At 68.1% G+C, this 12,655-nt stretch carries 12 protein-coding genes; 9 read left to right on the top strand and 3 right to left on the bottom strand.

Annotated elements, in window-relative coordinates; all coding sequences use genetic code 11:
• Window positions 1-49: 49 nt before the first annotated feature.
• From SKC41_RS03605 to SKC41_RS03575, 7 genes are all read left to right on the top strand, one after another.
• Complete coding sequence (locus tag SKC41_RS03605; protein ID WP_330976355.1) at window positions 50-310, top strand: glutaredoxin family protein; 261 nt, start codon at window positions 50-52, stop codon at window positions 308-310.
• Between the two features lie 122 nt (window positions 311-432).
• A complete protein-coding gene (locus SKC41_RS03600; RefSeq protein ID WP_330976354.1) occupies window positions 433-1,800 on the top strand; it encodes a glutamyl-tRNA reductase in 1,368 nt (455 codons plus the stop codon).
• 14 nt (window positions 1,801-1,814) lie between these two features.
• The gene (hemC, locus tag SKC41_RS03595) at window positions 1,815-2,762 is read left to right on the top strand and encodes a hydroxymethylbilane synthase (protein WP_330978740.1); all 948 of its coding nucleotides are present in this window, start codon (window positions 1,815-1,817) and stop codon (window positions 2,760-2,762) included.
• A 32-nt stretch (window positions 2,763-2,794) separates the two neighbouring features.
• Entirely contained in the window at window positions 2,795-4,465 is a 1,671-nt protein-coding gene (locus tag SKC41_RS03590; protein WP_330976353.1) for a uroporphyrinogen-III synthase, read from the top strand.
• Entirely contained in the window at window positions 4,466-5,446 is a 981-nt protein-coding gene (gene hemB / locus SKC41_RS03585) for a porphobilinogen synthase (RefSeq protein ID WP_330976352.1), read from the top strand. It abuts the gene before it with no gap.
• A 39-nt stretch (window positions 5,447-5,485) separates the two neighbouring features.
• Complete coding sequence (locus SKC41_RS03580) at window positions 5,486-6,028, top strand: DUF3093 domain-containing protein (protein WP_330976351.1); 543 nt, start codon at window positions 5,486-5,488, stop codon at window positions 6,026-6,028.
• Window positions 6,025-6,285, top strand: a complete 261-nt coding sequence (locus SKC41_RS03575; RefSeq protein ID WP_330976350.1) for a hypothetical protein — start codon at window positions 6,025-6,027, stop codon at window positions 6,283-6,285. The genes SKC41_RS03580 and SKC41_RS03575 overlap by 4 nt, the downstream gene beginning before the upstream one ends.
• Here the strand turns inward: SKC41_RS03575 and SKC41_RS03570 are convergent.
• A complete protein-coding gene (locus SKC41_RS03570) occupies window positions 6,269-6,703 on the bottom strand; it encodes an STAS domain-containing protein (RefSeq protein ID WP_330976349.1) in 435 nt (144 codons plus the stop codon). The two genes, SKC41_RS03575 and SKC41_RS03570, sit on opposite strands and share 17 nt — an antisense overlap.
• A 305-nt stretch (window positions 6,704-7,008) precedes the next feature.
• Here SKC41_RS03570 and SKC41_RS03565 point away from each other — a divergent pair, with 305 nt between their 5' ends.
• Together SKC41_RS03565 and SKC41_RS03560 are read left to right on the top strand one after the other, a co-directional pair.
• Window positions 7,009-8,256 carry an acyltransferase family protein gene (locus tag SKC41_RS03565; protein ID WP_330976348.1) on the top strand — a complete coding sequence of 416 codons (1,248 nt, stop codon included), beginning with the start codon at window positions 7,009-7,011 and terminating at the stop codon, window positions 8,254-8,256.
• Window positions 8,257-8,470: 214 nt separating this feature from the next.
• Window positions 8,471-9,166, top strand: coding sequence for an Rv0518 family GDSL lipase (locus tag SKC41_RS03560; protein WP_330976347.1), 696 nt, complete (start codon window positions 8,471-8,473; stop codon window positions 9,164-9,166).
• Between the two features lie 275 nt (window positions 9,167-9,441).
• On the opposite strand, the gene SKC41_RS03555 is transcribed toward SKC41_RS03560, so the two are convergent.
• Together SKC41_RS03555 and SKC41_RS03550 are read right to left on the bottom strand one after the other, a co-directional pair.
• A complete protein-coding gene (locus SKC41_RS03555; RefSeq protein ID WP_330976346.1) occupies window positions 9,442-11,655 on the bottom strand; it encodes an SGNH hydrolase domain-containing protein in 2,214 nt (737 codons plus the stop codon).
• Between the two features lie 20 nt (window positions 11,656-11,675).
• The gene (locus tag SKC41_RS03550) at window positions 11,676-12,551 is read right to left on the bottom strand and encodes an alpha/beta hydrolase (RefSeq protein ID WP_330976345.1); all 876 of its coding nucleotides are present in this window, start codon (window positions 12,549-12,551) and stop codon (window positions 11,676-11,678) included.
• Between the last annotated feature and the right edge of the window lie 104 nt (window positions 12,552-12,655).

The following is a 12,655-nucleotide window of genomic DNA, read 5'->3' as shown; positions in this document are numbered from 1 at the left end:
CGCCGCCCGAGGCCGGCAGGCTGCCCGGGGCCGATGCCACACTGGTGCCATGACTGAGCGCCCCAAGGTGGAGCTGCTGACTCGCGACGGATGCACCATCTGCGAGCGGGCCCACGCGCGGCTGGCGGAACTAGCCCGGGAGCTGAATTTCGACTTGGCCACCACCGACGTCGACGCCGCCGCGGCGGCCGGCAACCCCGGGCTGCGGGCCGAGTTCGGTGACCGGCTGCCCGTGATTTTGCTGGACGGCCGCGAGCACAGTTACTGGGAGATCGACGAGCCACGGCTGCGCGCGGACCTCACTGGCTAACGCTGCGGGCCGGAAGCGCGGTGGCCGCGGACTCATTATTTGGTAGCCCACCGAATAAACGTTTACCGTAGACAGCAGTTCAGTTACTGGAGTAGCGAGGGAGCTGGCCAGGTGATGCTGCCGTGAGCATCTTGCTCTTCGGGGTTTCGCACCGTAGTGCGCCGGTCTCCGTTCTGGAACAGCTCAGCATCGACGAATCCGATCGCAACAAGATCGTCGACCGGGTTTTGCAGTCGCCGCTGGTCACCGAGGCGTTGGTGCTGTCGACATGCAACCGGGTCGAGGTCTACGCGGTGGTTGACGCGTTCCACGGCGGGTTGGCCGTAATCGGGCAGGTGCTGTCGGAATACTCCGGAATGTCGATGGGCGACCTCACCAAATACGCCTACGTGCGCTACAGCGAGGCCGCCGTCGAGCACCTGTTCGCCGTTGCCAGCGGTCTGGATTCCGCGGTCATCGGTGAACAGCAGGTGCTCGGGCAGGTGCGCCGGGCCTACGCCACCGCCGAGTCGAATCGCACGGTCGGGCGGGTGCTCCACGAGCTGGCCCAACGTGCGTTGTCGGTCGGCAAGCGCGTGCATTCCGAAACGGCGATCGACGCCGCCGGCGCCTCGGTGGTGTCGGTCGCGCTGGGCATGGCCGAACGCAAGGTGGACGGACTGGCGGGCAAGACCGCGGTCGTCGTCGGTGCCGGCGCGATGGGCGCCCTGTCGGCTGCCCACCTGATCCGGTCCGGCGTCGACCACATCCTGGTCCTCAACCGGTCGCTGTCCCGGGGACAACGACTGGTCCGCAAGATCCGCGAATCGGGCGTGCGTGCCCAGGCGATGACGCTCGACCGGCTCGCCGACGCACTGGCCGACGCCGACGTGGTGGTCAGCTGTACCGGTGCGGTGAGTCCGGTGGTATCGCTGGCCGACGTGCACAACGCGCTGGCCGCAGCGCAGCGCGACGAAGCGGGCCGCCCGCTGCTGATCTGCGACCTGGGCATGCCCCGCGACGTCGATCCCGCGGTGGCCGGATTGCCCGGCGTCTGGGTCGTCGACGTGGATCGCATCCAGCACGAGCCCTCGGCTCACGCCGCCGCCAGCGACGTCGACGCCGCACGCCACATCGTGGCCGCCGAGGTTGCTGCCTACCTGGCCGGACAGCGGATGGCCGAGGTGACCCCGACCGTGACCGCGTTGCGCCAGCGCGCCGCCGACGTCGTGGAAGCCGAGCTGCTGCGGCTGGAGAACCGGCTCCCGGGACTCGAGAGCGCCCAGCGCGAAGAGGTCGCTCGCACCGTTCGGCGCGTGGTGGACAAGCTGCTGCATGCTCCGACCGTGCGAATCAAGCAACTCGCCAGCGCCCCCGGCGGCGACAGCTACGCCGAGGCCCTACGCGAGCTTTTCGAACTTGACCAGACCGCTGTCGACGCCGTGGCTGCGGGTGAATTGCCAGTAGCCCCAACGGGATTCGACGCCGGCACGCAGCAATCCGCCGAGTAACCCGATTGGCGCACGTGATCCGGTTAGGCACGCGGGGCAGTCTGCTCGCTACCACTCAGGCCTCCCTCGTTCGAGACACTCTGATCGCCAACGGCCACCCAGCGGAGTTGGTGATCATCAGCACGGCCGGTGACCAGTCCTCGGCGCCCATCGAGAGTCTGGGGGTGGGCGTGTTCACCACGGCGTTGCGCGAGGCGATCGTGGACGGCCGGGTCGATGCTGCCGTGCACTCGCACAAGGATTTGCCGACCGCCGACGACCCGAGGTTCACCATCGCGGCCATCCCGGCACGCAATGACCCGCGCGACGCGCTGGTCGCGCGCGACGGGCTGGTGCTCGGGGAGTTGCCGGCGGGTTCGCTGGTGGGCACGTCCTCCCCGCGACGGGCCGCGCAGCTTAGGGCATTGGGTCTCGGTTTGGAAATCCGCCCCCTACGAGGCAACCTAGATACCAGGTTGAACAGGGTAAGTAGTGGTGATCTAGACGCCATCGTGGTGGCCCGGGCCGGACTGGCCCGCCTGGGCCGGCTCGCTGATGTCACCGAGACGTTGGAGCCGGTGCAAATGTTGCCAGCACCGGCTCAGGGTGCGCTCGCCGTGGAATGCCGCGCCGGTGACAGCCGGCTCACGGCAGTGCTGGCGGAGTTGGACGACTCCGACACACGCGCAGCGGTCACCGCGGAGCGAGCCTTGTTGGCCGAACTGGAGGCGGGTTGCTCCGCACCGGTGGGAGCGATCGCCGAGGTGGTCGAGTCCATTGATGAGGACGGCCGGGTCTTCGACGAGCTGTCGCTGCGCGGTTGCGTGGCGGCGCTTGACGGATCCGACGTGATCCGCGCGTCCGGCATCGGCGCTCCCGAGCGGGCCCGAGAGCTAGGGCTCTCGGTGGCATCGGAGCTGTTGGAGTTGGGCGCGGGAGAGCTGATCGGGGGAGCGCGGCAAAACCCCGCGCATGAGAAATAAATGACGCTAAAAGGGATGACGTGGGAGCGACAATGACGACGCGAGGGCGCAAGCCGAGACCGGGCCGCATCACGTTCGTGGGTTCCGGCCCGGGTGATCCGGGATTGTTGACCACGCGGGCGGCCACAGTGCTGGCCAATGCGGCCCTGGTGTTCACCGATCCCGACGTACCCGAACCGGTGCTGGCGCTGATCGGCAAGGACCTGCCGCCCGTTTCGGGCCCGGCACCCGCCGAACCACCACCCGCGACCAGCGATCGGTCGCCCGACGCGGATCCGCCACGGGCGGCGCCGACGGTGCTGTCCGGTGGCGCCGACATCCGCCCGGCGCTCGGTGAGCCCGCCGAGGTCGCCAAGACGCTGACCGCCGAGGCCCGCACGGGCGTCGACGTGGTGCGGCTGGTGGCCGGTGACCCGTTGACGCTCGACGCGGTGATCAGCGAGGTGAACGCCGTCGCGCGGACGCACCTGCACGTCGAGATCGTGCCGGGGTTGTCCGCGACCAGCGCGGTGCCGACGTATGCGGGTCTGCCGCTGGGCTCCTCGCACACGGTGGCCGACGTGCGCGACCCACATGTGGACTGGGAGGCGCTGGCGGCCGCTCCCGGCCCGCTGATCCTGCAGGCCATGCCGACGCATCTGGCCGACGCGGCGCGCACGCTGATCGAGCACGAGCTGGCCGAGACCACTCCGTGCGTGGTGACCGCGCAGGGCACCACCTGTCAGCAGCGTTCGATCGAGACCACGCTGCACGGGCTGACCGATGCGGCCGTCGTGGCCGGCGCCGGCGACCCGGCGGGCCCGCTGACCGGGCCGCTGGTGGTGACCATCGGCAAGACGGTCAACAGCCGGTCGAAGCTGAACTGGTGGGAGAGTCGCGCCCTGTACGGCTGGACCGTGTTGGTGCCGCGGACCAAGGACCAGGCCGGCGAGATGAGCGAGCGGCTGACCTCCTACGGCGCGCTGCCGGTCGAGGTGCCGACCATCGCGGTCGAGCCGCCGCGCAGTCCCGCTCAGATGGAGCGTGCCGTCAAGGGATTGGTTGACGGCCGCTTCCAGTGGGTGGTGTTCACCTCCACCAACGCCGTGCGCGCGGTGTGGGAGAAGTTCGGCGAGTTCGGGCTAGACGCCCGCGCATTCTCCGGCGTGAAGATTGCCTGCGTGGGCGAGTCGACCGCCGACCGGGTCCGCGCTTTCGGGATCAGCCCCGAGCTGGTGCCGGCCGGGGAGCAGTCCTCGCTGGGTCTGCTGGACGACTTCCCGGAATACGACAGCATTTTCGACCCGGTGAACCGGGTACTGCTGCCGCGCGCCGACATCGCCACCGAGACGCTGGCCGAGGGGCTGCGCGAGCGTGGTTGGGAGATCGAGGATGTCACCGCGTACCGGACCGTGCGTGCGGCACCTCCGCCGGCGTCCACCCGCGAAATGATCAAGACAGGCGGCTTTGACGCGGTGTGCTTCACCTCCAGCTCGACGGTGCGCAACCTGGTCGGCATCGCCGGTAAACCACACGCGCGCACCATTATCGCCTGCATCGGCCCCAAGACGGCCGAGACCGCCGCCGAGTTCGGCCTGCGGGTGGATGTGCAGCCCGATACCGCGGCCATCGGCCCGCTGGTCGACGCGCTGGCCGAACACGCCGCGCGGTTGCGCGCCGAGGGTGCGCTGCCACCGCCGCGTAAGAAGAGCCGCAGGCGCTAAATGAGCTTCCCGCGGCAGCGCCCGCGTCGGCTCCGTTCCACCCCCGCGTTGCGTCGCTTGGTGGCGCAAACATCCTTGGAGCCAAGGCATTTGGTGTTGCCGATGTTCGTCGCCGACGGGATCGACGAACCGCGGCCGATCCCGTCGATGCCTGACGTTGTGCAGCACACTCGCGAATCGCTGCGCCGTGCGGCCGCCGATGCGGTCGAAGCCGGAGTGGGCGGGCTGATGCTGTTCGGTGTGCCGCTCGACGAGGACAAGGACCCGACCGGCTCGGCCGGTACCGACCCCGACGGCATTCTCAACGTCGCACTTCGGGACCTGGCCAAGGATCTCGGTGACGCCACGGTGCTGATGGCCGACACCTGCCTCGACGAGTTCACCGATCACGGTCACTGCGGCGTCCTCGACGCCCGAGGCCGGGTGGACAACGACGCCACGCTGAGGCGGTACGTGAAATTGGCTGTGGCGCAAGCGGAGTCGGGCGCTCATGTGGTGGGTCCGAGCGGCATGATGGACGGGCAGGTGGCCGCCATTCGCGACGGTCTGGACGCGGCGGGCTACACCGATGTGGTGATCCTGGCCTACGCCGCGAAGTTCGCTTCGGCGTTCTACGGCCCGTTCCGGGAAGCGGTGAGCTCTAGCCTGTCCGGCGATCGTCGTACCTACCAGCAGGAACCCGGCAATGCCCGAGAAGCGCTGCGTGAGATCGGGTTGGACATCGACGAGGGCGCAGACATCATCATTGTCAAGCCCGCGATGAGTTACCTCGACGTGTTGGCCGCCGCGGCGGAAGTCTCGCCGGTGCCGGTGGCCGCCTATCAGGTTTCGGGGGAGTACGCGATGATTTGTGCTGCGGGAGCGAACAATTGGATCGACAAGCGCGCCGCGGCGCTGGAATCGCTGATCAGTATTCGCCGTGCCGGTGCCGACATCGTGCTGACCTATTGGGCCGCGGAGGCGGCGGGTTGGCTTTCCTAGCGGCCACATCGGCGGTAGACATTCAGGGATGAGGCTTCAATGACGACAGCGAGGGATGTTGATCCCGGGCCGTTGTTCTACGAACCCGGCGCCAGCTGGCTTTGGGTGTTGAGTGGTCCGGTGGCGGCGGTTTCGATGGTCCTGATCGAAATGTGGAGTGGCGCAGCGATATCGCTGTGGGTCCCGGCCATTTTCCTGGTGATGGTGTCGGCCTTCATCTCGCTGCAGATTAAGGCGGCGCGGATCCACGTGTCGGTCGAACTGACCCAGGATGCCTTGCGTCAGGGCACCGAGACGATCTTGGTCCGCGAAATCATCAAGGTTTACCCCGAACCGGAGAACCCGGCGAATTCCGACAAGGAGTTGGCGCGCTGGCAGTCGGCTCGGGCGCTCGGCGAACTGTTCGGGGTGCCGCGCGGCCGGACCGGAATCGGCCTCAAGCTGACCGGGGGTCGCACCGCGCAGGCCTGGGCGAAACGCCATCGTCGTCTACGGGAAGTGTTGACCCCGTTGGTGCAGGAGCGCGTGGAGCCGGCCCGAGCAGACGCCTGGGACATCGACGACGATGAGCCCGAGCTGTGATGGCCCGATATCGCGCGCTGGCCGAACTCGTCGTCGCCTGTGCGGCGCTGGTGGGAGTCGGGGTGAGCTGGCTGCACGCGCGACACATCGTCCTCGTCGCGCCGATCACCGACGGCCAGCCGTCCACGACGGCGCTGGTATACAACCCACAGCTGCTGCTGCTGGCCATGCTGCTGGCGATGATCGCCGGAGTGCTGGGCGTCCTCGGGATCGCCAGGCTGCGGCGCGCTCGAGGCGCCGCTACGCCGTCTTCCTGAACAGCGGCAGTGTCAGCCGGCGCCGGCTGACGACCGCGTCGGCCAGGTCGCCGAATGCCTCGGGCACCGAGCCGGCGGTCGGAAACGCCGCGTCACCGTCGCCGGCGACCAGCTGCTCGATCACGCCGTCACCGGCGACCAGGGTCCACTCCACCCCGGCGCGGCGGCAATCCTCGTCGAATGTGTACAGCAACGAGAAACCGGCACCGGCGAAGTGGGTCACGGCGCTGATGTCGAGCACCAGGGGATTGTCACCGACGATGAAGCGGCGAACGCAGCCGCTGACCCGGTCGACATTGACGGCGTCGATCTCTCCCCGGATGGTCACCACCGTGGCGAGGTGGCGGCAGTGCGCCCGGACTTCGGCTCCGCCGCAGTCGAGGCTGCCCTGTTGTGCCGTGGTCATCGCGATCGTCATGACGCCCCCATTTCGGGTGATGGTGCGGAGGCCGCCCGCAGTGCCGACCAGCTAGTTATAACGGTGCCCGCCAAACTTAAGGAGACCGACAGTTACGTCTAACTGTTTGCTAAAAAGCTGACGGAGGCGGTGCCGGCGGAGGTATACGAGCGGGCACACCGTCGCCGTCACGAGATCCGGGCCGCCGCGCTGTTAGGCTGCTCTGGCTACCGGTTGCGAGTCGGGGGGCTTGGCATAGGGCGAAATGCCCGGTCAGCCGGGTGAGAAGGCCAACGAAACTGCAGGGTCCAGAGCGAAAGAGCGTCGTGCGCAGCGCAGAGATCAAGGGTGAGATCAAGGCCCTGACGGGACTCCGCATCGTCGCCGCGGTGTGGGTGGTGCTGTTTCATTTCCGGCCGATGCTGAGCGACATCTCGCCCGATTTCCGCGAGAACCTGGCCCCGGTGCTCAATTGCGGCGCCCAAGGCGTCGACCTGTTCTTCATCCTCAGCGGGTTCGTGCTGACCTGGAACTACCTGGACCGGATGGGCCGTTCCTGGTCGACGCGCGAGACCCTGCACTTCCTGTGGCTGCGGTTGGCCCGGGTGTGGCCGGTTTACCTGGTCACCATGCACCTGGCCGCGCTGCTGGTGATCCTGTCGCTGCACGTCGGCCATGTGCCGCTGCCCGAGGCGAACGACCTCACCGCGGTCAGCTACATCCGTCAGGTCCTGCTCGTGCAGCTGTGGTTCGAGCCGTTCTTCGACGGAACCAGCTGGGATGGGCCGGCCTGGTCGATCAGCGCGGAATGGCTGGCTTACCTGCTGTTCGGCGTGCTCGCCCTGGTGGTCTTCCGGATGAAGCTGGCCACTCGGGCGCGGACGCTGATGTGGCTGGCCGTGGCGGCCTCGCTGCCGCCGGTGGTGATGCTCTTGGCCAGCGGCCACTTCTACACGCCGTGGAGTTGGCTGCCGCGGATCGTGACGCAGTTCGCCGCGGGAGCGCTGGCCTGCGCGGCCGTGCGCCGGTTGCGGCTGAGCGTGCGCGGTCGCCACATCGCCGGATACCTCTCGTTGTTGTTGCTGGCCGCCGTGGTGGGCGTCCTGTACTGGTTCAACGCCCATCCGATCAGCGGGGTCGTGGAAAACGACAGCGGCGGCGTGGTCGACGCGCTGTTCGTCCCCCTGGTCATCACGCTGGCGGTCGGCCTGGGCAGCCTGCCCAGGCTGCTGTCCACCCGGGTGATGGTCTACGGCGGGCAGATCTCGTTCTGCCTGTACATGGTGCACGAGCTGGTGCACACGTCCTGGGGATGGGCCGTCGAACAATTCGAGCTCACGCCGTGGGAGTCCGATTCCCCCTGGAAATGGAACGTATTGGGCCTGTTCGCGATCGCTCTGGCGCTGTCCAGCCTGCTCTATCACGTCGTGGAGGAGCCCGCTCGTCGCTGGATGCGCCGGATGGTCGACGTCCGTCCCGCGGCCCAGCCGACCGAGCCCAGCGAGTCGGTCCCGGCCAGGGTTCACCAGATCGACGGTGGACTGGAACCCGTCGCCGAGCGCACGGCTTCCTGAGTGCCCGCGAATCATGCTGTGCCCCATAACCTCTCGGACCAGGAGTTGGCAGTGGTAACCGCACCGCACTGGTAGCTTGGGGCATGCTGATCGACTCGGTCCCGGTTCACACGGTGCAACAGCGCGTTGACGGCCGGTCCGCGTCGGTTATTCGTACGATTTCCGTTGGTTGGGGTGCACTACCAGGCCATGCCGTGCACAAGGGGAGGTAAGAGTGAGTCGTCTGGCCGCGTTCGTCGTCAACCTCGCTCTGCTGGTCGGCCTGGGCTGTAAAGTCGTGGCGCCCCCGGCACCCGTGCGGCCTTACCAGGCATTGACGCTGGATGGCCGGCTGACCCACATCGCGGTGGTCGGCGACTCCTACACGACCGGCACCGACGAGGGTGGCCTGGGCCCGAACGCGTGGACCGCCGTTGCCTGGCAGACACTCACCAAGCGCGGCCTGCAGATCGACGCCGATGTGGCGGCCGAGGGCAGGGCCGGTTATGCGGTACCCGGCGACCACGGCAGCATTTTCGAGGATCTGACCGCCAGGTCGGTCAAGGCCGACGACGTGCTGGTGGTGTTCTTCGGCTCCCGCAACGACCAGGGCACCGATCCCGGCATGCTGGCCGGCCGGGCGCGCGACACCTTCCAAGTCGCGCGGATCCTGGCACCGACGGCGAGATTCCTGGTGATCGGGCCGCCGTGGCCGACCGCCGATGTCCCCGAATCCGTGTTGCAGATTCGTGACGTGCTCAACTCCGAGGCGCGGGCCGCGGGCGCGGCGTTCGTCGACCCGATCGGCGCCCACTGGTTCGTCGACAGGCCCGACCTGATTGGCCCAGATGGCGTGCACCCCAACGACGCCGGGCACCGATACATGGCTGACAAGATTGCGCCGCTGATTCGCACACAGCTATTGAGGTAGCGAGGCACCGAAAGTTTCGGCGGGCTGGCCCCCTCAAAATGCCAGCCGCGCAAGGCTTTACGCGCCAACCCTTAGCGCTTAGTCTTCTGCGTGCCGTTCGTAGTCCCACTGCTCCAGGCGTGCTTGTAGCTGCATCAAGCCGATTCCGACGACTGGCGTAGCAGCCGCGATGCAGACCAACAAAAGCGGGGACATTTCAAACCTCCAAAACCCTTATATTCGTAACACGTTCGCTTTCGCGGCGGGGTTCATTCGCAAAGAAAGTCATCGCAACGTCATCCGTCCGTTATGGCTCCGTCTGCCAGTGCGCCCAGCACTGGTGCCAACAACTCCGCATATTCGGTTGTGACGTGGTTGTCGTCGCGAAACACCAGGGTGTTACCGACGATCATCGGGCAACGTTGTGCCGTGCAGAACAGGTCGGTGAGGTCGGCGTAGTGGCCGCCATTGCCGGTGGCCGCGGCCCGCTCAGCGGAGATACCGCCGTCGTTGACCGCGACCGAACGGTTTGGCGCGCAGGCGGTGGCGTCGTCCAGGTGTCCGGATAGGCACGTGGGCACCGGGGACTGCGGATCCGGGGCGGGGCCGAGAACCAGGACGGTCGCGCCGGTGCGCCGCAGTTGTGCGACGGTGCGACCCAGCGTCTCGATCCACGCCGGGTCGTAGGACACGAAACCGAAGTCGCCGCCGTAGCGCCGGCTCATGTCCAGCACGACCAACCGCGGATGCTCGGCCGCCACCCGGGCCAGGACCTGCGCGCGCCACTGTTCGCACTCGGTGTACTCGCGGCCCAGATACGGGCTGTCGATGGGCAGGTCCTGAATCGGGCAGGTCACTTTGGCCATCGTTTCCAGTCGCCAGTGCCGCTGCTCGGCGACCTGCGCAAAGGCCGGGTTCCACATCGCCGCGTGCGAGTCGCCGATCAGCGCGACCGTCGTCGGAGAGCCGATGTCGCCTGCCGCGCACTCGCTTTGCCCGATGTCACGCCAGGAGCGCACGCAGCCGTTGACGAAGACGGCGGCCTTGTCGGCCGGTGCGTGGGCCAGCGGCGGATCCAGGTTCGACGGAACGGCCCGCAGGCCGGCGGCCTTCGCGACGGCGTCGCGCACCTGCGCCAGGGCCTGCTCGACGGCCGTTTGTTGCGCACCGGCGTTGGGGGCGGCGCTGGGCAGCGCCATGATGGTGGCCTTCGCCGCGGCCGGGCCGTGGCCGACCGGAACCGGTATCACCGTCAGCAACAGCACGCAGGCGGATGCGGTGGCGGCACTGGCGATCCCGGCCACCGCCAGGCTCGTCTTGGCCGACCGGCGCAGCGCAGCGGCGAACCGGCCGGGATTCTCCACCAGATGCAACGTGATCACCGCGAGCCCGGCGGAGACCGCCGTCGCGGCCAATCGGGCCGCCAGGCCCGCTTCGCCCAGCAGCCGCGGCATCAGCAGCAGCACCGGCCAATGCCAGAGGTACCAGGAGTACGACACCCGCCCGATCGCGCGCATCGCCGGCCGGCACAGCAACCGGCCGACCCCCAGGCTGCGGGTGACGCAGCCGCCGCCGATGACCAGCGCGGTGCCCAGCGCCGGCAGCAGCGCCGCGGTGCCGGGGTAGGGCGTGGCGGGACCGAGCTGGGTGCAGGTCAGCAGGATCAGCGTCAGGCCGCCCCAGCCGGCGACCGCCGCGGGCAGCAGCGGCAGCCGGCGCCACTGCTCGATCGACAACGCGACCAGCCCGCCGACGGCCAGCTCCCAGGCGCGGGTGGGCAACGAGAAGAACGCCCACGGCGGCGAGCTGCGGGTCCACAGCACGGCCGCCGTCAGCGAGGCCGCGGCAACCAACGCCAGCACGGCCGCGTACGGCGCCGCCTTGGCCTTGGAATCCGCCTTGGAATCGGCCTCGGAATCGGCCTCGGAATCGGCTTTAGCGCCGCGCCGCACGCGCCCGACCAACCACGCGGTGCCGATGATCAGCACCGGCCACACCAGATAGAACTGCTCCTCGACGCCGAGTGACCAGTAGTGCTGGAACGGTGAGGGCGCCTCGGCGTTCAGGTAGTCGGTGCCTTGGTGGGCGAAGCGGTAGTTGCCGACGTAGAGCGCACTGGCGATGCCGTCGAGGAATACGCTGCGCGCCTGCAATGGCGGCAGCACGGCGGCCGCCGCAATGGCGGTGACGACGGCGACGGTGGCCGCGGCCGGCAACAGCCGGCGGGCCCGTGCTCCGTAAAAGTGGCCCAGCGCAATGGTTTTAGCGGTTCTGACTTCGCGCCACAGCAGGCCGGTGATCAGGAAGCCAGAGATGACGAAAAAGACGTCGACGCCGATGAAGCCGCCGGCGGTACCGGGTATGCCCGCGTGGTAGGCAACAACGGCGACAACCGCGACGGCCCGCAGGCCCTCGATGTCGGGGCGGAATCCGCGTCGCTGGATTTGTCGGGTGGGGCCATCGCCCGCTGGTGAGGGCGGGCTGGTCGCGGTTTCCTGCCGGACTGCCATGCCTTTGTTGGGATGCCTCGCTAGGTCGCCAGCCAGGAAAGCTCGCCGGGTAATTGCAAACGCCACCACGTCATGTCGTGGCCTCCGACGGTGAAGCTTACCGCCGGAGGCGTCTTGAGCTGGCTCACGAATTGGCGTGTCGCGGGATAGAAACGGTCGAATGTCCCGCAGTCCACCCGCAGCGGAATCTGGGACAACGCCGGCAGGCCCATGACGCTGTTCGTCATCCAGTCCTCTTCGCTGTCAAACGCTTTGGGTGCGCAGTCGGCGTAGGACGTGTACAGCGCCGGGCTGATTGCGCAGATCCCCGCGGTCCGCGACGGCCCCAGCTTGGCGCCCAGGCGCAGTGCCCCGTATCCACCCATGGACCAGCCCATGAAGCCCACCCGAGACGTATCCATGCCCATGGAGCCCAGCATCGGCAACAGCTCGTCGAGAACCATCGCACCGGAGTCGGTGCCGTCGGCCCGCTTGTGCCAGTAGGAGTCACTGCCACCGTCGACGCCGACCACCGCGAACGGTGGCTTGCCCTCCTTGGCCAGCCGGACCAGCGCGTCCTCGACGCCGCAGTCCAGCATCATGTTTGCGTCGCCGTCCTTGCCGTGCAGCGCGATAACCGGCCGCAGCAATCCGCTCTGCGACGTCTGCCCGGGCGGCAGCGCGATCACCCAGTTGGTCTTGACCCCGCCGCGCGCCTTGGAGATGAACGAGCCCGTCAGTTTGTTGGGCAGGTTGCTGCTCGCGGTCGACGGTTCGAACGGGGCGGGCAGTGGCGCCGCCTGTGGTTCGAGTGGATCCAGCCAGGCACTCAACGCCCAGGCACCTGCGGCCGCGACGGTGGCACTGGCGCCCATTCGCAGCACCGCGCGGCGGTTCGATTCAGGCACGAGCGTCATGATGCCGCGCCCCCCGCGCCATTCCGACCCCGTTGCGGCGTTTGCAAGAGCATTGTGATGCGGCAGTCATCGAGCAGTGACGTGCGGCGCATCACAGTCGGGCG

This window comes from Mycobacterium sp. 050128, from assembly GCF_036409155.1.
GTDB lineage: Bacteria > Actinomycetota > Actinomycetes > Mycobacteriales > Mycobacteriaceae > Mycobacterium.
The sequence above is the reverse complement of the archived record's forward strand: the minus strand, read 5'-3'. Positions and strand labels throughout refer to the sequence as shown.

What these genes read in the sequence shown, in the direction of transcription:
- hemB (WP_330976352.1), top strand. Translation starts at nt 4,466, where the DNA reads ATGAGCTTCCCGCGGCAGCGCCCGCGTCGGCTCCGTTCCACCCCCGCG.
- SKC41_RS03590 (WP_330976353.1), top strand. Translation starts at nt 2,795, where the DNA reads ATGACGACGCGAGGGCGCAAGCCGAGACCGGGCCGCATCACGTTCGTG.
- SKC41_RS03550 (WP_330976345.1), bottom strand. Translation starts at nt 12,551, where the DNA reads ATGACGCTCGTGCCTGAATCGAACCGCCGCGCGGTGCTGCGAATGGGC.
- SKC41_RS03555 (WP_330976346.1), bottom strand. Translation starts at nt 11,655, where the DNA reads ATGGCAGTCCGGCAGGAAACCGCGACCAGCCCGCCCTCACCAGCGGGC.
- SKC41_RS03605 (WP_330976355.1), top strand. Translation starts at nt 50, where the DNA reads ATGACTGAGCGCCCCAAGGTGGAGCTGCTGACTCGCGACGGATGCACC.
- SKC41_RS03570 (WP_330976349.1), bottom strand. Translation starts at nt 6,703, where the DNA reads ATGACGATCGCGATGACCACGGCACAACAGGGCAGCCTCGACTGCGGC.
- SKC41_RS03580 (WP_330976351.1), top strand. Translation starts at nt 5,486, where the DNA reads ATGACGACAGCGAGGGATGTTGATCCCGGGCCGTTGTTCTACGAACCC.